Source organism: uncultured Arthrobacter sp., from assembly GCF_947495145.1.
Classification (GTDB): domain Bacteria; phylum Actinomycetota; class Actinomycetes; order Actinomycetales; family Micrococcaceae; genus Arthrobacter_D.
In genome coordinates this window covers 95,689-112,709 of record NZ_CANLXP010000002.1, presented here as the reverse complement: position 1 = coordinate 112,709, position 17,021 = coordinate 95,689, and the positions used below count along the sequence as shown (strand labels likewise).

Genomic DNA, 17,021 nt, shown 5'->3' with positions numbered 1-17,021 from the left:
AGCAGCTGGTGGTCCCAGCGGGCGCCCGGCTGTGAACTAGGATTATCAACTGAATCGGACGCTTGGAACAGCGGATTTCGAACCAAAGGAGAAATCGTGATCGAAGAGACCATGTCAGAGGCCACCGACCGGATGGACAAGGCAGTCGAGGCCGCGAAGGAAGACTTCGCGACCATACGCACCGGCCGTGCCAACCCCTCGCTGTTCGCGAAGGTCATTGTCAACTACTACGGCTCGCCCACCCCGCTGCAGCAGCTGGCGTCCTTCCAGAATCCTGAAGCACGGACGCTGCTCATCACGCCGTTCGACCGCTCGGCACTCAGCGAGATCGAGAAGGCGCTCCGCGATTCCGATCTCGGGGCCAACCCGTCCAACGACGGCAATGTCATCCGCGTTGTGCTCCCCGAGCTGACGCAGGAACGGCGCAAGGAGTACGTCAAGGTGGTGCGCGGCAAGGCTGAAGACGCCAAGATCCAGATCCGGAACATTCGCCGCAAGGCGAAGGACGGCATCGATAAGGCGGTCAAGGACGGCGACGCCGGTGAAGACGAGGGCGCACGCGCCGAGAAAGACCTCGATGCCAGGACGAAGTCCCACACCGACACCATCGACGACATGCTCAAGCGCAAGGAAACCGAGCTGCTCGAGGTCTGATGAGCGACTCCCAGCCTTCCACAGAGGCTGGCCGCACGCCTGCCGCTGACGCTGCACACCAGGCGGCGGCCGGTCCGCCGGCCGCCGGTGCGCCGTCCGGCCGGCGAGCACTACGCGATGCTGCAAGCCAGCGCACGCGCGGTCTGTTTTCACGCCGTCCGCTGCGGGCGAAGTCCGGGGAGCCGTCGCGTGCCGGGCGGAACCTTCCGGCAGCTATCGCGGTCGGACTTACGCTGCTCGTGGCGCTGCTGGTGGGAATGCTGTTCCTGCCGCTCGGGTTTGTCGCGCTGACCACCGCGATCGGCGTCGTCGGGGTCTGGGAAGTGGGCAGGGCGCTTGAGGTGCGGCAAATCAAGGTGCCCACCGTACCGGCGGTAGCTGCGGGAGTGGCGCTGCCCTTCGCTGCCTACCTGGGTGGTCCCGAAGCGCTGGCGTTCGCCACTGTCGTCTCGGTGACAGCTCTGGCGCTCTGGCGCAGTCTCGACCCGGCGCCCGACGCCGCGCGCAGCATCATGGCGGGCACATTCGTTCTCCTCTGGGTGCCGTTCCTGCTCAGCTTCGCGATGCTGCTGCTCCAGGAGCCCTCCGGTCCGATCAAGGTCGCCACGCTGCTGCTGCTCGTGGTGGCCAATGACACATTCGGCTATCTGGTCGGCGCATTCTTCGGAAAGCACGCCATGGCACCCCGCATCAGCCCGAAGAAGTCCTGGGAAGGCTTTGGCGGGTCGATCGGCGGAGCGATGATTGTCGGCGTTCTTGCTGTGGTGTTCCTGCTCGACCGGCCCTGGTGGGTGGGAATCTGCCTGGCGGTTGCCGTCGTTGCCGCTGCCACAGCCGGTGACCTCGCCGAGTCGATGATCAAGCGGGAGCTCGGCGTCAAGGACATGAGCAGTCTCCTTCCCGGGCACGGCGGCGTGATGGACCGGCTCGACTCGATTGTTTTCGCCTCGCCGGTTGCCTTCCTGCTGTCAGTTACATTGGTACCCGGAGTCCTGTAGAAACGCTGGTCCGTCGTCGTGTCGGCGTCGTGATGACAGAAGTCGTGATGAAGAAAGAGAACCGCACAATCATGGATGGAGCACGCAACGGTAGTTCGCCGTTTGCCCGTGTCGCCCGGCGCGAATATGGCTACAACGCACGGCAGGTGGACAAGTTCCTGACCCGGGCGCGCACCTTCTACAACTCCGACGGCACCGACGGTGAACCGGTCACCAGTTCCGACGTACGTACCACCGCCTTCGATCCTGCACGGGGAGGTTACGAACCCCGCGCGGTTGACGCAGCACTGGACCGGCTGGAGGACGTCTTCGCGCAACGGGAGCGGGACACGCTGATCGAATCCAACGGCGAGCAGGCCTGGCTCATGCGGATCGGACGCACTTCCGCCGTCCTTCGGGGCAGGCTGCACCGGCCGCCGGGTGAGAGGTTCCGGCGCCCCTCGCGGAAGAACGCCATCAGCTACGACATCGACGAGGTGGACGCCCTCTGCGACGCGCTTCTCGGCTACTTCGAGAACGACATGCCCCTCAGCGTGGACGTGGTCCGGCGGGCGGTCTTCCGGGAGGCCGTCGGCCAGGACGGTTACGAGGAAACCCAGGTGGACGCGTTCCTGGACCGCGTGGTTGAACTCATGGCGGCAATCGACTAGTTTCGGACACCGTTCAACGGCGGCTTCAGGCAGCCTCAGGTGTGTGCAGGCGTGCGAGCACCCTCGAAACGTTCTTCGGCCTTCGCCGGACGGTCAGCCGCGACACGATGACGGTGACTGCGAACGCCGCCGGCACCGTCCACAGCGCCGGCAGCCGGAGCCACTCGGGCGCCCGTTCGATGCCGAGCGCCGCGGCCAGCAGTATCGAGCCGCCGCACAGGGCCGCGCCCGTGACCATGCCCGCTATCGCCCCGGTATCGGTGAGTCCTCGCCACCAGATGCCAAGCACCAGCAGCGGGCAGACGGTGGAAGCCGTGAAAGCAAAGACCATGCTCACGCTGCCGGCCAGGGCAAGGGTGTCCGTCAGCAGGGCAAACCCGAGCGGAATAAGCGCCGAGACAATCGCGGCCCACCGGAAGCCCGACACGCTGGCACCGAAGAAGTCCTGGCTCACCACACCCGCCAGCGAGACCACGAGGCCGCTGGAGGTCGAGAGGAAGGCCGCGAACGCTCCGGCTGTGACGAACGCCGAGAGTATGTCGCCGCCCACGCCGTCGAAGATGCGGCTCGGCAGCAGCAGCACGGTGGCATCCGCTGAGCCCTGCGCGGCGAGGTCGGGAGTGTGGATCCGTCCGAGCAGCCCGTACAGCGTGGGAAACAGGTAGAACACGGACAAAAGGCCCAGCACCAGGAGGGTGGTGCGGCGGGCCGAAGCGCCGTCCGGGTTCGTGTAGAAGCGCACCAGCACGTGCGGCAAACCGAGGGTCCCGAAGAGCAACGCGATGACCAGGGAGATGTTCTGGTACAGCGAGGCCTCCACCGTGGAGTTGAGCTCGGACCGGAACACGGCGCCGTCGTCCGTCAGTGACTCGCCCGAGCCGGTCAGCTGAATCAGGATGAAGATGATGGGCACTGCCAGAGCGGTCAGCTTCAGCCAGTACTGGAACGCCTGGACGAAGGTGATGGAGCGCATCCCGCCGGTGATGACGCTGAGACACACAACGACGACGACGGCAACCGGGCCGACCCAGGACGGCAGGCCGGTGGTGATGCGCACCGTGAGCGCTGCGCCGTGCAGCTGCGGCACGATGTAGAACCAGCCGACCGCGATCACAAGCAGGCTCGTGACCCGCCGGACGTTGCGCGACTCGAGCCGGGCTTCGGCAAAATCGGGAATTGTGTAGGCGCCGGACCGGCGCAGGGGAGCGGCCACGAACAGCAGGAGCATCAGGTAGCCGGCGGTATAGCCGATAGGGAACCAGAGCGCATCCACCCCGGAAAGCAGGATCAGCCCTGCAACACCGAGGAAGCTGGCTGCCGAGAGGTATTCGCCGCCGATGGCAGAGGCGTTCCACCAGGGCCGGACGGTACGGGAAGCCACGTAGAAGTCGCCCGTGGTCCGCGAAATTCGGAGCCCGTAGATACCGATCATGACCGTTGAGACAGCGACCAGAACGAGCGATACATACCCGACCACGGGGTTCAGCTCCGGGAAGGTCACTGCTCGTCCACCAGGTCGCGGAAGCGCTGTTCGATGCGGCCGGCGCTGCGCACATAGAGCACGGCACACCCGATCACCAGCGGGTAGATGGCGAGGCCGAGGAGGAGCCAGGGGACCGGGACGGTCGCGATGGTCCACGTGTTGACGGCCGGGAAGATACTGAGCAGGACCGGGATGCCCACGAGGATCACCAGGAATCCGGAGGCAACCACGACGGCCAGCCGCAGCTGGGACCGGATAAGCGAGCGCACAAACAGTTCACCGACGTCGGACTGTTCAGCCATTTCCCTCGCGACGGGATAGCTCGCAGCCGGGCCGGTAGGGAACTGCGGCGCGGTCACGCGCACCCGGGCAGGGCGTCCTTCGGGCTCTGTCACTGGCGCTATTGCCCCGGCCGGAGGCGTGTGGCCTCGAGTTTGCCGCGGATCTGGGACAGGTGGCGCCTGCTCACGGGCAGCTCCGCGTCGCCCACGAGGACGCTTGCCCTGCCGGTGGCAAGCTTGACCTGGGTGACCTGTTCCATCGCCACGAGGTAGGAACGGTGTGTGCGCAGGAAACCGGCGTCGGCCCACTGCCGTTCGAGGTCGTTCAGGGGAATCCGGATGAGGTAGCTCGCCTCAGCGGTATGCAGCCGGGCGTAGTCGCCCTGGGCCTGCACATAACGGATCTCATCGCGCCGGATCATTTTGCTGATGCCGCCCTGATCCACCGTGATTACTTCCGGTGTGGTGGCGCCGTCCTCCATCAGTTCGCAGATGCGGCGGACCGACTCGGTCAGCCGCTCCGTGCGCACAGGCTTGAGCAGGTAGTCCACGGCGCGCAGCTCGAAGGCTTCCAACGCCCGGTCCTCGTCCGCGGTGACGAAGACGACGGCGGGAGGCCGGCTGAAGCGTGAAATCACCCGCGCGATGTCCAGCCCGGAGAGGGAAGGCATGTGAATGTCGAGGAATAGGGCGTCGACCGGGTGGCTCTGCAGGATTCGAAGCGCTTCGGCGCCGCTGGATGCCTTGTGGATGGTGTCGATGCGGGCGTCCCTGGACAGCAGGAAGCCGAGCTCGGCGAGTGCGGGAAGTTCATCGTCGACGATGACCACGTTGACCATGCTCCCAGATTACGTGCTGAAGGGCCCCGGACCCGCTTCCTCGGCCACGGCACGGCTCAGCGGGTCAGATGTGATGGTCGGGCTGGGATTTCGGAATGCGCAGGGTGATCAGGGTTCCTGCCCCCGGCGCGGTGTCGATGATGAGCCCGTGGGCGTCGCCGTAGACCTGCCGGAGCCGGGAGTCCACATTCCGTAATCCGACGTGCACCCCGTCCAGATGCCCGGCAAGCACTGCGCGCAGCCGATCGGGTTCCATGCCCACGCCGTCGTCCTCGATCGTGACTTCGGCGTAAGCGCCGGCGTCGTGCGCTGTGATGGTGATATTGCCGGTCCCGTCCGTGGAGTCCAATCCATGGCGGACTGCGTTCTCCACCAGCGGCTGCAGGCTGAGGAAGGGGATCACGGTACTGAGTACTTCCGGCCCGATCTGCAGGCTGACCCTCAACCGGTCGCCGAACCGTGCCCGTTCAAGCAGCAGGTAGCGGTCAATGGACCTGAGCTCCTCAGCCACGGTGGTGAAGTCGCCGTGGCGCCGGAACGAGTAGCGGGTGAAGTCGGCGAACTCGACCACCAGTTCGCGAGCCCGCGCTGGATCGGTGTTGATGAAGGATGCAATGGCGTTGAGTGAGTTGTAGATGAAGTGCGGGCTGATCTGCGCCCGCAGGGCGCGGACCTCCGCCTCCATCAGCTGGGTCCGCGAGGAGTCGAGTTCGGCCAGCTCGACCTGGGTGGCGACCCACGTGCCAACCTCGTTCGTTGCACGGACCAGCCCCGCGTTGACCGAGAGCGCGAACGCCCCCACCGTACCGACCACCCGGTTGTTCACCCGGATCGGTGCAAGAACGGCCTCAGCCGGGCCGCCGTCCTGCCCGGTCATGGCTCCGAGCCGTGATTGCCGGAAGATTTGGGTGCGCCCGCTGGCAAGAACCTCCTGCGCAAGCAGCATGACATCCGCGGGCTGGGCCGACGTACCGTCCCACGCGAGGACGCCGTTCGCGTCGGTCACCAGCAGCGCCTGGCACCGCAGCAGGCCCCGCAGGTGCCGCGCGGCCTTCGAGGCGCCGCTGGGCGTCAGACCGGTTCGCAGGTGTTCGGAAGCCAGGGCGACCGTGTGCAGGGTGGCGTAGGTGGCGCGGTCGGCGTCGGAACCGAGGTCGCGGTAGGAGCGCGAGAACTTGAATCCCAGTACCGCCACCACCGCCAGCGTGATGATCACGACGGCGGCGACCAGCGCTACGTCGACGGCCGGGCTGAGCATTGGTCAAGAGTAGCTGCGAAAACTGCTGTTTCTGACCGGGCGCTGATCAGGCCTTGATCCGGCACCGAACCGTTCGGCGCAGTTCGGTGCCGTTCATCGCATGCCGATGGCCGTTGAGCGACGTGCTCTGCCAAGTGCTTGGCAGAGGCATGCGGGGTAGCAGACAGTGATGGGAGTCACACTCCCTCGTTCTCGCCGCCCAGCGCGGTGCTGACCTGCGTGGGAGACCCCCAAAGGAGGAGGAATTCATGGGTCCCGACCCATCCACACCCGACGCACCGCCGTCGGCGTCCGTGGACTTCACGGAAGTTCAACAGAGACCGCAGTTCCAGGAGCTGAGGAAGCGCCACCGCAGCTTCGTCTTTCCCATGGCGGCAGTATTTCTGCTCTGGTACTTCCTGTACGTCCTGCTTGCCGATTACGCGCACGAGTTCATGTCCACGCCGGTGTGGGGGAACGTCAACATCGGCCTGCTCCTCGGTCTGCTGCAGTTCGTCAGTACCTTCGGCATCACCATGTGGTACGTCAGCTACGCCAACAAGAAACTCGACCCCATCGCCGAGGAACTGCGCAACGACCTCGAAGGCGCCGCCCCTGAGGTCTTCAATGCTCCTGAGGGAGGAACCAAATGACGCAGTACCTGCCGCTGCAGACCGTTGAAACGACGACGGTGGGCGAACCGTGGCTGAACATGACCATCTTCGGCCTGTTCGTGGCGATCACGCTGGTGATCGTGCTCCGCGCCAGCCGCAACAACAAGACGGCCGCCGACTACTACGCAGCCGGCCGATCCTTCACCGGTCCGCAGAACGGTACGGCGATTGCCGGTGACTATCTGTCCGCCGCGTCCTTCCTGGGCATCGTGGGCGCCATCGCCATCAACGGGTACGACGGCTTTTTGTATTCGATCGGCTTCCTGGTTGCCTGGCTGGTGGCACTGCTCCTGGTGGCGGAACTGCTCCGCAACACCGGCAAGTTCACCATGGCCGACGTGCTGTCCTTCCGGCTGCAGCAACGACCGGTTCGCATCGCGGCGGCAATCACGACGCTCGCCGTCTGCTTCTTCTACCTCCTCGCGCAGATGGCCGGCGCCGGCGCGCTGGTGTCGCTGCTCCTCGGCATTGACGACAGGCTTGGGCAATCCCTTGTCATCACCGTGGTAGGCGGGCTGATGATCCTGTACGTACTGGTGGGCGGTATGAAGGGCACGACCTGGGTCCAGATCATCAAGGCCTGCCTGCTCATCGCCGGTGCCTTCGTGATGACTGTCTGGGTACTTGCCCTGCACGACTTCAACCTCTCGACCCTGCTCGGCGCAGCGATTGAAACCTCCGGCAACCCCGCCATCACCGGGCCTGGCCTGCAGTACGGTGCAACCGGCACCACCCGCCTGGACTTCGTGTCACTGGCACTCGCGCTCGTGCTGGGAACCGCAGCCCTGCCGCACGTTCTCATGCGCTTCTACACCGTGCCCACAGCCAAGGAAGCCCGCCGTTCAGTGGTGTGGGCCATCTGGCTCATCGGAGCGTTCTACCTGTTCACCCTGGTGCTCGGCTACGGTGCCGGCGCGCTCATCGGCGCAGACCGCATCAGTGCAGCTCCGGGCGGCGTGAACTCGGCGGCTCCGCTGCTGGCCTTCGAGCTTGGCGGACCGCTGCTGCTGGGAATCATCTCGGCCGTGGCCTTCGCCACCATCCTCGCGGTGGTTGCGGGACTCACCATCACAGCCGCTGCTTCCTTCGCCCATGACATTTACGCGAACGTTGTTCGCCGGGGCAAGGTGGATCCGGACGGTGAGGTGAAGGTGGCGCGCCGCACCGTCGTCGTTATCGGTGTGCTTTCGATTGTCGGCGGCATCGGCGCACAGGGACAGAACGTCGCGTTCCTTGTTGCGCTCGCCTTCGCGGTTGCAGCGAGTGCCAACCTGCCGACCATCATCTACTCGCTGTTCTGGAAGAAGTTCAACACCCAGGGCGCGCTGTGGAGCATGTACGGCGGCCTGCTGACCGCGATCATCCTGATTGCGTTCTCACCGGTTGTCTCCGGCGCAGAGAAGTCGATGATCCAGACGGCTGACTTCTCCTGGTTCCCGCTCAGCAACCCCGGGATCGTCTCGATTCCGCTGGCGTTCTTCCTTGGCTGGCTCGGCACCGTGCTCGCCAAGCGGACGGAGGATGCGCAGAAGCAGGCGGAGATGGAGGTCCGTTCGCTGACCGGTGTCGGTGCCGAAAAGGCAACCAACCACTAAGTTCAGCACCGAAGTCTCAGCCAGAAGGGACCGGAATCCTGTCGATTCCGGTCCCTTCTGTCGTGTTCGGTGAAACTCGCGTATCCGGTGTCTTGCCTTTTCAGTGGCCGGGATGCTCCTCCGGGGAGGGAAGCTGAGCCGGAGTCGGAGCGGGAGCCGGAGCGGGCACCGAACCATGCTCCCCGTGAGGCACGGCATTGTCGCCGGCCGTTGAGGCGGCGAGTCCCGGCGTCGTAATCCCCGCAACCAGCACGGCAGAGAAGAACAGTCCGGCGAGGAGCCTGCCGGGAGATGCCTGCGTGCCGGAACCTGTGCCGCGCTGCATGCCCGCCCGCCGGCGCAGGGCACCGTGACACCCGAGCTGCAGGAGTACGAGCGCCAGCGCGGACGCAAGCGTGAGGTTGAAGTTCCGGCTCCCGGCCGGCGCCAGCAGTGCGCCCCAGGCAAGGGCCCCCAGCACGACGGCGGCAGCACTGGGAAGAGCGGCGGGCACCGCTACTGCCAGCAGCGCAATTCCGCGGTTCCGGCCCGGCCCCCGCAGAGCCAGGATGCCCCACGAAACCAGTGCTGCCGCCCACAATGCGACGATGGCTCCCAGCACACCGTTCAGGATGCCGCCGGAAGAGGCGCCCGAAACCAGCAGGGCGTCAGATGCGAGGGCAAAGAAGGTGAGGCCGGAGCCAAGGGCAGTGAAGGCGGTAAGCAGGCGGAGCAGTTCATCCGTGGTGCCCTGCCCTGCCCTGCGCCGGCGCGCGGCCGAGGAGCGGGTAGTGTCCGCTCCTCGGCCGCAGCACTGTTCATCTCGGTGATCTCCGTGATAACCCGTATGACCTGTGATGACCCGTAGTTACGCGGTGTGCGCGTGGGTGTTGGCGGTGCGCACCTGCTTGTCCTGCGACAGGCCGACGCCGAGCAGGAGGACGGCGCTTGCGAGGTGCAGGACGTTGTCGGCGCCGTTGAGGGCGATGATGTTCAGCGAGGTGCCCACCAGGAAGAGCCCGAGGATGCCGACCAGGAGGTACACCGCACCCACCGTGGTGTTGACGCCCTTGGCGGCGCTCACCGAGTTGAGGCCGCCCAACAGCAGCGCCGCGCCGATGGCCAGGTGGATGATGTTGTGCAGGGGATTGACTTCGAAGACGATCAGCGTGTTGCCCTCGGTCGCGAAGAAGTCAACGCCGGCGGTGACAAAGAAGCCGAGAATTCCGACGAGCAGGTAGACGGCTCCGAAGACGGTCGCGAGTAGCCGGTTGGGGGAAGTTTTCATGGTGATGCCTTTCCATTGATGTGCGCTCCCTGGTGGAGCTCCGCACACCATTCGGACCCGTCGGCTTTCCGGATGGATCCATTGGAAAATGGACCGGCTACCCCTCGGATCCCCGCTCCAGCAGGGGTTCCATCCGATAGGGGATCAGCTCGTGCATGGCGAGGGAGGTATCGCAGCGTTCGACGCCGTCGCACGCCAGGATCTTCCCGTTGATCCGGAAGAGGTCTTCGGCATCGACCGATACCACCCGGACGAGGATGTCCGCCTGCCCAGTAAGTCCGTGCGCTTCCAGCACCTCGGGAATGTCGGCCAACTGGCCCGTGATGGAGCCGAGCTTCCGCTGGTCCACATGCACCTGGATGAACGCGGTCAGCGGATACCCGAGCGCGGCGGGATTGATGCGGCGTTCGAAGGACAGAAAGGTTGAATTCCTCTCCAACCGGGTCATCCGCGCCTGCACTGTGTTCCTCGAAAGGCCCAGTTTCTGGGCGAGGGCGACGACGGTGCGCCGAGAGTCGCGGGCCAGTGCAAGTAGAAGCCGCGTGTCGGTCGCGTCAAGGGGCTGCATAGTGCGCAACGGTAGCACGAGCGGAAACTGCCAAACAGAGCACAATGCTCAATGAACCGGGAATCGGTTGTGCTGTGTGGCCTGCGTGAGTATCGTCACACTAAAGCTCGGGCAACGGTGCCCTCGGCGGCCGTTCCCATTCGGATCTGTGCCGGAGGGTGCGGTTCGCGGGTTGCAGGAACGTCGACGCCGGTAAGAAGAAGGAAGAGTGAACGTGCCTCTGAACAACGAAGCGGACGCCACGCAGAATGAGCTCGTGCAGCTCATAACGCCCTCTGGCGAGCGCCGAAGTAACCCCGTGTATGACCGCTGGGTCTCCGACGTCGACGGCGCCGCCCTGCAGGCCCTGTATGAGGACATGGTGGTCATTCGCAGGATCGATGCCGAAGCCACAGCCCTCCAGCGCCAGGGGGAACTTGCGCTCTGGCCGCCGTTGCTGGGACAGGAAGCGGCGCAGATCGGTTCGGGACGCGCCCTGCGCGAAGATGACTTCGTATTCTCCAGCTACCGCGAGAACGGCGTTGCCTACTGCCGCGGCGTTGACCTCACGGACCTTCTGCGCGTCTGGCGGGGCAACGCCTCAGCCGGCTGGGATCCCTACGCCATCAACATGGCTCCGCCGCAGGTCATCATCGGGGCACAGACCCTGCACGCCACCGGATATGCCATGGGAGTTCTGGCGGACGGCGCCGACTCCGTTGCGGTTACCTACTTCGGCGACGGCGCCACGAGCCAGGGTGATGTGAATGAAGCGATGGTGTTCGCCGCCAGCTATCAGGCTCCCGTCATCTTCTTCTGCCAGAACAACCAGTGGGCCATCTCCGAGCCGGTCCGGCTGCAGGCTCACGTACCGATCGCGCACCGCGCACCCGGATTCGGCATTCCCTCCGTCCGCGTCGACGGCAATGACGTTCTCGCCTGCCTGGCCGTTACCCGGGAAGCGCTCGATCGCGCCCGGACCGGCGGCGGTCCCACTTTCATCGAGGCAGTGACCTACCGGATGGGCCCGCACACCACGGCCGATGACCCAACCCGCTACCGCGACGCAAACGAGCTTGAGGACTGGGCAGCAAAAGACCCCATCTCACGCGTGGCCGCGCTCCTCGACGCGCAGGGCCTTCTGTCAGCGGAGGTGAGCGACGCAGTCAAGGCCACCGCTGACGACGTCGCTGCCCGGCTTCGCGAAGGCTGCATCTCCATGCCGGAGCCGCAGGCCCTCGACGTGTTCAAGCACGTCTACAGCGAGCCCAATTCCTGGCTCGAGCGCCAGCAGGACTCCTACGAGCAGTACCTGACGTACTTCGACTCAGCTGAGTCTGTCAACACTGCACCCAACCCCTCCAGGGAGGTGAGCCGCTGATGTCCACCATGACATTCGGCCGAGCCATCAATGCAGGCCTTCGCAGGGCCATGGAAAATGACCCGAAGGTTGTCCTCATGGGCGAGGACATCGGAAAGCTGGGCGGCGTCTTCCGCATCACGGACGGCCTGCAGAAGGATTTCGGGTCTCACCGCGTCCTCGATACTCCACTCGCCGAGTCCGGCATCATGGGCACGGCAGTCGGCCTGGCCTACCGCGGCTACCGTCCCGTCGTCGAAATCCAGTTCGACGGCTTCATCTACCCGGCATTCGACCAGATTGTGTGCCAGGTAGCGAAGCTGCACTACCGGACCCAGGGGCATGTGAAGGTGCCGCTGACCATCCGGGTACCGTTCGGCGGCGGTATCGGCTCACCCGAACACCACTCGGAATCACCCGAGGCTTACTTCACCCATACCTCGGGCCTGCGCGTCATCAGTGTCTCCAATCCGCAGGACGCCTTCGTGATGATTCAGCAGGCCATCGCGAGCGACGATCCCGTCCTGTACTTCGAACCGAAGCGTCGCTACCACGTCAAGGGCGAGGTGGACGAGAGCGTCGACCTCAACGCCACCAGCATGAACAACGCGCGCGTGGTCACCGAGGGCAGCGACGTCACGCTGGTCACCTACGGGCCGCTGGTGCCGACGGCGCGCGACGCCGCAATCGCCGCGTCCGACGACGGCGTCTCGGTTGAGGTGATTGACCTGCGGTCTCTTGCCCCGATCGATTTCGCCACCGTGGAGAAGTCTGTGCGGAAGACCGGCCGCCTGGTCATCACGCATGAAGCGGCCCAGTCGGGCGGCCTCGGCGCTGAGATCGCTGCCAGCATCACCGAGCGCTGCTTTTACCACCTGGAGCACGCACCGGTCCGCGTGACGGGATTCGACATCCCGTATCCCTACTCCAAGCTCGAGTTCCATCATCTGCCGGATCTGGACCGGATACTCGACGGAGTTGACCGCGTTTTGGGCCGGTCCAACTCCCTTAGCTCACGCAGCGGACTGGAAGGATAGTGTCACCGGTGATCAAGGAATTCCGACTGCCCGACCTCGGCGAAGGCCTCACTGAATCGGAGATCGTCGTCTGGCATGTCGCAGTCGGCGACACAGTGGAGCTGAACCAGGTCATTGCCGACGTGGAAACAGCCAAAGCTGTGGTGGAGCTGCCCTCGCCTTACGCCGGCGTTGTCGCGAAGCTGCACGAGCAGCCCGGGACGGTGGTGGAGGTCGGTTCGCCGATCGTCTCCTTTGACGTGCCGGGTTCCGGCGTACCCTCCGGTGATTCCCCGGACTCGTCAGCGGACAAGGCCGACGACGACGAGCCGCCGGCCAAGCGGGAGCCGAACCTTGTCGGGTACGGTGCCGCAGTGGAGAAGACCGGCCGGCCCACGCGGCGAGCCCGGCGCGGAGCAGCGTCGACAGTACCGGCAAGGCCTGCTGACGCTTCAACCGCCGACGACGCTGCCGTCACAGCAGAAGCACCGCAGACTTCCGTTCCGGAGGAGGCACCCCTGGAGCGTCCGCGGTCGACGCCGCCGGTACGTAAGCTTGCACGTGATCTCGGCATCGACCTTCCTGCGGTGAACGGCACCGGTCCACAGGGGCTGATCACCCGTGAAGATGTCCTCGCGGCACAGCAGAAATCCGCGCAGGAAGAATCCGCCCAGTCGGGAACAGGACAGTCGGGAACAGGACAGCAGGGAGCCGATCGCGGGGTGCCGGCGTCGATTGCTGCAGGGGAGCGGGAAACACGCACACCGATCAAGGGCGTGCGCAAGCACACCGCTGCCGCCATGGTGGCCAGTGCCTTCACTGCACCGCACGTCACCGAGTTCCTGACCATCGACGTGACCGCATCCATGGACCTGCTGGCACGGCTGAAGTCGAGCAGGGCGTTTGCGGACGTGCGCATCACTCCATTGGCATTGGTGGCCAAGGCGTTGTGCATCGCACTGGACCGGAACCCGACCCTGAATTCACGGTGGGATGACGCTTCCCAGGAGATCGTCCAGCACCATTACGTGAACCTCGGCATTGCGGCGGCGACTCCGCGGGGTCTGATGGTCCCGAATATCAAGGACGCCCAGGCGCTGGGCCTTCGGGAGCTGGCCGACGCGCTCAAGGGCTTGACCGAGACCGCACGCGCCGGCAAGACCAGTCCCGCGGACCTCTCCGGTGGAACAATCTCCATCACCAACGTTGGAGTGTTCGGCATCGACGCGGGAACGCCGATCCTCAATCCGGGGGAGGCGGCGATCCTGGCCATGGGCTCCGTGCGGAAGATGCCGTGGGAGTACCAGGACGAGATTGCGCTGCGGCAGGTCATGACCCTCAGCCTGTCCTTCGATCACCGCCTGGTGGACGGCGAGCAGGGATCACGGTTTCTCGCGGACATCGGCACCATCCTGTCCGACCCGGGCATGGTCCTGACGATGGTATAGCTGGGACTAGCGGAGCTCGAGAACGAGCTCGCGGACCACAGCACCGCGTGCGTTGGCGAAACCCTGGGTTTCGCCAACCTCGGTGAAGCCGTAACGCTCAAGGATGCGGATCGAGTTGGTGTTGTCAGCGACCGCGCGTGCCCGGAGCGGACGCTCGGTGAACTCTTCAAGGAAGAGGCCGACTGCCGCCGTCGTGATTCCCTGTCCCCAGCGGGCCTTGTCAATCCAGTAGCTGATTTCCGGGATGTCGCCGTCGCGGTAGGCCAGAATACTTCCCACCACGGTCTCGTCAGCAACGATGGTGCGGACCGTGACGGTCGGATCATTCAGGATGTTCTGCCAGTGGTGGTCGAAGACGCCTCGGTCCGAGGGGTTCTTTGCACTGAAGGCGGCCATGTGGTTGGCGCTGGGGTCGAGCTGGTGGGAGAAGAACTCGTCCAGGTCGGAGGGTTCAACGGCGCGTAGCGTGATCACTGGAGGCTTTCAGGTAGGCGGAGCTGGGTACTTGCGAAGTTCGGGTGCACTGGGAATTCGGGTGCCCTGGAAGTGCAACATTCCTCAGCGTACTAGGACCGGGCGGATCCGAGTCGCTTGGGCCATTACGTCTCCACGCTGAGGGCAGCCCAGGCCATCTCCTCGAGCAGTTGCCGCAGTTCAGCCGTGTCCTTGCTGCTGCGACGGCGGTGGGTGGAGTGCGGGGTCGAATTGATGAGTCCGAAGGCGGCATGGGCTTTGCGGCGCAGGTGCGTTCTCTCAGCGCCCTGCTCCAGATCGGCAAGGGCATCCACCCATACCTCAACGTAGGTGCGCTGCAGGGAGCGCACGGTTTCCTGGTCCTCGTCAGCCAGTGAACTAAGGTCCCGGTCCTGGACCCGGATGACATTGGCATTGCGGAGGGCGAAGTCCACCTGGAATTCGATAAGCCCGCGGAGTGCCTGCTCCGGGCCGGGAGATTCGGCCACCACGGCGCGGCTGCCCTCGAGCAGGTCCTGGCTGACTCCGGCCAGCAGCGCTGCAAGGACTGCGGGTTTTCCGCTGAAGTGCCGGTAGACCGCCGGTCCGCTGACTCCCGCCGCTGCACCCAGATCCTCGATGGAAACCCCGTTGTACCCGCGTTCGGCGAAAAGCTGTGCAGCGGAGTCAAGGAGCGCCGCGCGCCGGGACGCCTTGGCCAGGCTGCGGCCGGTCATCCGGGTAGGAGCTGGTGCTTCCATGGCCGCCTTTCAGGGGTGTAGCGGATCGACAGAGGGGATGCCTCCATTCTGGTGGACAGTTCGGTTAATAGCTACTAACCTAAATTTGAGTTAATTTCCGCTAACTGAGTGGTCGTGCGCGGGTAACGCCATGCATAGACCGGAAGGACGTCAATGGAGACCCTGGCATCGATGCTGGACCCGAGCGCTGAAGCGTTCCGGCAGAACGACGCAGGTCAGCGGGCGCTTGCGGACGAACTCCGCGACCGTCTTGCCCACACGGCGCTTGGAGGCCCTGAACGCTCCCGTGAGCGTCACGTCAGCCGGGGAAAGCTGTTGCCGAGGGATCGCATCGACCACTTGCTGGATCCTGGTAGTCCGTTCCTGGAAATCGCTCCACTGGCGGCCAACGGGATGTATAACGACGAGAGCCCCGGTGCCGGCGTAATCGCGGGCATCGGTCTGGTGCACGGCCGTCATGTCCTCGTCATTTCCAACGACGCGACCGTCAAGGGCGGCACCTACTATCCGATGACGGTCAAAAAGCACCTCCGTGCCCAGGAAATCGCGCTGGAGAACAACCTGCCCTGCGTGTACCTGGTGGATTCCGGCGGAGCCTTCCTGCCCAGACAGGACGAGGTGTTCCCTGACCGGGAGCACTTCGGCCGGATCTTCTATAACCAGGCCACCATGTCGGCACGCAAGATTCCGCAGATCGCCGCTGTCATGGGCTCCTGCACTGCGGGCGGCGCCTACGTGCCGGCGATGAGCGACGAGACAGTCATTGTCAGGAACCAGGGCACCATCTTCCTCGGCGGCCCGCCGCTGGTGAAGGCCGCCATCGGTGAGATCGTCACTGCGGAGGAACTCGGCGGCGGCGACGTGCACGCCAAGACGTCCGGCGTCGTCGACCATCTCGCCGAGAACGACCAGCACGCACTGGAGATCGTCCGGGACATCATTTCCACGCTGCCCGTGCCGGCGCAGGCGTGGAGCACCAGCGCTCCCGAGGACCCAGCCGTGGAGCTGGGAAGCCTTTACGGCGCCGTGCCGGTTGACGTCAACGCGCCTTACGATGCCCGCGAGATCATCGCGCGGATCGTTGACGGCAGCCGTTTCCACGAGTTCAAGAAGGAATACGGCACCACCCTCGTGACGGGCTTTGCGACGCTGCACGGCCACAAGGTGGGGATCGTTGCGAACAACGGCGTCCTCTTCGGTGAATCTGCCCTGAAGGGCGCCCATTTCATCGAGCTGTGTGACCAGCGCGGCATCCCGCTGATCTTCCTGCAAAACCTCTCGGGTTTCATGGTCGGCCGCGACTATGAGGCCGGCGGCATCGCCAAGCACGGGGCAAAGATGGTCACCGCGGTGGCGACGTGCCGCGTGCCCAAGCTGACCGTCGTCGTCGGCGGCTCCTTTGGCGCGGGCAACTATTCGATGTGTGGGCGCGCCTACTCGCCGCGTTTCCTGTGGATGTGGCCGGCCAGCCGCATCTCCGTCATGGGCGGCAACCAGGCATCTTCCGTGCTGAGCACAGTGAAGCGGGACCAGCTTGAGGCGCGCGGTGAACAGTGGAGCGCCGAGGACGAGGAGGCGTTCAAGGCTCCCATCCGCGAGCAGTACGAAGCACAGGGGAGTCCCTACTACTCCACCGCACGGCTTTGGGACGACGGGATCATTGATCCGGCGGACACCCGCCGTGTCCTGGGGCTCGCTCTCGATGTCTGCGCCAATGCGCCGCTGCCGGAGACCTCCTTCGGCCTTTTCAGGATGTGA

Annotated in this window: 18 protein-coding genes; 9 read left to right on the top strand and 9 right to left on the bottom strand. The window is 65.0% G+C overall.

Translation table 11 applies throughout. The annotated features are described in order from the left end of the window. Positions 1–96 precede the first annotated feature (96 nt). Genes frr through Q0877_RS01995 form a run of 3 tightly spaced genes read left to right on the top strand, consistent with a single transcriptional unit; the run spans position 97 to position 2,302 of the window. Positions 97–654, top strand: a complete 558-nt coding sequence (frr, locus tag Q0877_RS02005) for a ribosome recycling factor (RefSeq protein WP_299165398.1) — start codon at positions 97–99, stop codon at positions 652–654. After that, complete coding sequence (locus Q0877_RS02000; protein ID WP_299165397.1) at positions 654–1,652, top strand: phosphatidate cytidylyltransferase; 999 nt, start codon at positions 654–656, stop codon at positions 1,650–1,652. Before frr ends, Q0877_RS02000 begins: the two co-directional genes overlap by 1 nt. Positions 1,653–1,699: 47 nt before the next feature. Beyond that, positions 1,700–2,302, top strand: coding sequence for a DivIVA domain-containing protein (locus tag Q0877_RS01995; protein WP_299165395.1), 603 nt, complete (start codon positions 1,700–1,702; stop codon positions 2,300–2,302). A 25-nt stretch (positions 2,303–2,327) separates the two neighbouring features. Here Q0877_RS01995 and Q0877_RS01990 read toward each other — a convergent pair whose 3' ends face one another. From Q0877_RS01990 to Q0877_RS01975, 4 genes are all read right to left on the bottom strand, one after another. Further along, the gene (locus tag Q0877_RS01990) at positions 2,328–3,788 is read right to left on the bottom strand and encodes a cation acetate symporter (RefSeq protein ID WP_299165573.1); all 1,461 of its coding nucleotides are present in this window, start codon (positions 3,786–3,788) and stop codon (positions 2,328–2,330) included. 11 nt (positions 3,789–3,799) lie between these two features. Next, complete coding sequence (locus Q0877_RS01985) at positions 3,800–4,180, bottom strand: hypothetical protein (RefSeq protein ID WP_299165393.1); 381 nt, start codon at positions 4,178–4,180, stop codon at positions 3,800–3,802. Positions 4,181–4,185: 5 nt separating this feature from the next. Beyond that, positions 4,186–4,905 carry a LytTR family DNA-binding domain-containing protein gene (locus Q0877_RS01980; protein WP_299165391.1) on the bottom strand — a complete coding sequence of 240 codons (720 nt, stop codon included), beginning with the start codon at positions 4,903–4,905 and terminating at the stop codon, positions 4,186–4,188. A 64-nt stretch (positions 4,906–4,969) separates the two neighbouring features. Then, positions 4,970–6,163: a sensor histidine kinase gene (locus Q0877_RS01975; protein WP_299165390.1), complete on the bottom strand. Its 1,194-nt coding sequence runs from the start codon at positions 6,161–6,163 to the stop codon at positions 4,970–4,972. A gap of 248 nt (positions 6,164–6,411) precedes the next feature. Here Q0877_RS01975 and Q0877_RS01970 point away from each other — a divergent pair, with 248 nt between their 5' ends. After that, a complete protein-coding gene (locus Q0877_RS01970) occupies positions 6,412–6,795 on the top strand; it encodes a DUF485 domain-containing protein (protein ID WP_299165389.1) in 384 nt (127 codons plus the stop codon). Then, positions 6,792–8,411, top strand: coding sequence for a cation acetate symporter (locus Q0877_RS01965; protein WP_299165387.1), 1,620 nt, complete (start codon positions 6,792–6,794; stop codon positions 8,409–8,411). The genes Q0877_RS01970 and Q0877_RS01965 overlap by 4 nt, the downstream gene beginning before the upstream one ends. A 100-nt stretch (positions 8,412–8,511) precedes the next feature. On the opposite strand, the gene Q0877_RS01960 is transcribed toward Q0877_RS01965, so the two are convergent. The 3 genes from Q0877_RS01960 to Q0877_RS01950 all read right to left on the bottom strand — a co-directional run bounded on the left by Q0877_RS01960 (position 8,512) and on the right by Q0877_RS01950 (position 10,246). Further along, positions 8,512–9,012, bottom strand: coding sequence for a hypothetical protein (locus Q0877_RS01960; RefSeq protein ID WP_299165386.1), 501 nt, complete (start codon positions 9,010–9,012; stop codon positions 8,512–8,514). 246 nt (positions 9,013–9,258) lie between these two features. Further along, the gene (locus Q0877_RS01955) at positions 9,259–9,678 is read right to left on the bottom strand and encodes a DUF4383 domain-containing protein (protein ID WP_299165385.1); all 420 of its coding nucleotides are present in this window, start codon (positions 9,676–9,678) and stop codon (positions 9,259–9,261) included. A gap of 97 nt (positions 9,679–9,775) precedes the next feature. Further along, entirely contained in the window at positions 9,776–10,246 is a 471-nt protein-coding gene (locus tag Q0877_RS01950; protein ID WP_299165384.1) for an Lrp/AsnC family transcriptional regulator, read from the bottom strand. A 214-nt stretch (positions 10,247–10,460) separates the two neighbouring features. Here Q0877_RS01950 and pdhA point away from each other — a divergent pair, with 214 nt between their 5' ends. From pdhA to Q0877_RS01935, 3 genes are read left to right on the top strand one after another with little or no spacing between them, the layout of a single operon-like run. Further along, entirely contained in the window at positions 10,461–11,606 is a 1,146-nt protein-coding gene (pdhA, locus tag Q0877_RS01945) for a pyruvate dehydrogenase (acetyl-transferring) E1 component subunit alpha (RefSeq protein ID WP_299165382.1), read from the top strand. Further along, positions 11,606–12,622, top strand: coding sequence for an alpha-ketoacid dehydrogenase subunit beta (locus tag Q0877_RS01940; protein WP_299165380.1), 1,017 nt, complete (start codon positions 11,606–11,608; stop codon positions 12,620–12,622). The genes pdhA and Q0877_RS01940 overlap by 1 nt, the downstream gene beginning before the upstream one ends. 8 nt (positions 12,623–12,630) lie before the next feature. After that, entirely contained in the window at positions 12,631–14,049 is a 1,419-nt protein-coding gene (locus tag Q0877_RS01935) for a dihydrolipoamide acetyltransferase family protein (protein ID WP_299165379.1), read from the top strand. Between the two features lie 6 nt (positions 14,050–14,055). Here Q0877_RS01935 and Q0877_RS01930 read toward each other — a convergent pair whose 3' ends face one another. Both Q0877_RS01930 and Q0877_RS01925 read right to left on the bottom strand, forming a co-directional pair. After that, complete coding sequence (locus tag Q0877_RS01930) at positions 14,056–14,523, bottom strand: GNAT family N-acetyltransferase (protein ID WP_299165378.1); 468 nt, start codon at positions 14,521–14,523, stop codon at positions 14,056–14,058. A gap of 125 nt (positions 14,524–14,648) precedes the next feature. Continuing rightward, positions 14,649–15,263, bottom strand: coding sequence for a TetR/AcrR family transcriptional regulator (locus tag Q0877_RS01925; protein ID WP_299165377.1), 615 nt, complete (start codon positions 15,261–15,263; stop codon positions 14,649–14,651). Positions 15,264–15,416: 153 nt separating this feature from the next. Between Q0877_RS01925 and Q0877_RS01920 the strand changes: the two genes are divergently transcribed. After that, entirely contained in the window at positions 15,417–17,021 is a 1,605-nt protein-coding gene (locus tag Q0877_RS01920) for a carboxyl transferase domain-containing protein (RefSeq protein ID WP_299165376.1), read from the top strand.

Coding starts and splice junctions, on each gene's coding strand:
- Q0877_RS02000 (WP_299165397.1), top strand. CDS start 654: ATGAGCGACTCCCAGCCTTCCACAGAGGCTGGCCGCACGCCTGCCGCT.
- Q0877_RS01995 (WP_299165395.1), top strand. CDS start 1,700: ATGAAGAAAGAGAACCGCACAATCATGGATGGAGCACGCAACGGTAGT.
- Q0877_RS01980 (WP_299165391.1), bottom strand. CDS start 4,905: ATGGTCAACGTGGTCATCGTCGACGATGAACTTCCCGCACTCGCCGAG.
- Q0877_RS01975 (WP_299165390.1), bottom strand. CDS start 6,163: ATGCTCAGCCCGGCCGTCGACGTAGCGCTGGTCGCCGCCGTCGTGATC.
- Q0877_RS01970 (WP_299165389.1), top strand. CDS start 6,412: ATGGGTCCCGACCCATCCACACCCGACGCACCGCCGTCGGCGTCCGTG.
- Q0877_RS01965 (WP_299165387.1), top strand. CDS start 6,792: ATGACGCAGTACCTGCCGCTGCAGACCGTTGAAACGACGACGGTGGGC.
- Q0877_RS01955 (WP_299165385.1), bottom strand. CDS start 9,678: ATGAAAACTTCCCCCAACCGGCTACTCGCGACCGTCTTCGGAGCCGTC.
- Q0877_RS01950 (WP_299165384.1), bottom strand. CDS start 10,246: ATGCAGCCCCTTGACGCGACCGACACGCGGCTTCTACTTGCACTGGCC.
- Q0877_RS01940 (WP_299165380.1), top strand. CDS start 11,606: ATGTCCACCATGACATTCGGCCGAGCCATCAATGCAGGCCTTCGCAGG.
- Q0877_RS01925 (WP_299165377.1), bottom strand. CDS start 15,263: ATGGAAGCACCAGCTCCTACCCGGATGACCGGCCGCAGCCTGGCCAAG.
- Q0877_RS01920 (WP_299165376.1), top strand. CDS start 15,417: ATGGAGACCCTGGCATCGATGCTGGACCCGAGCGCTGAAGCGTTCCGG.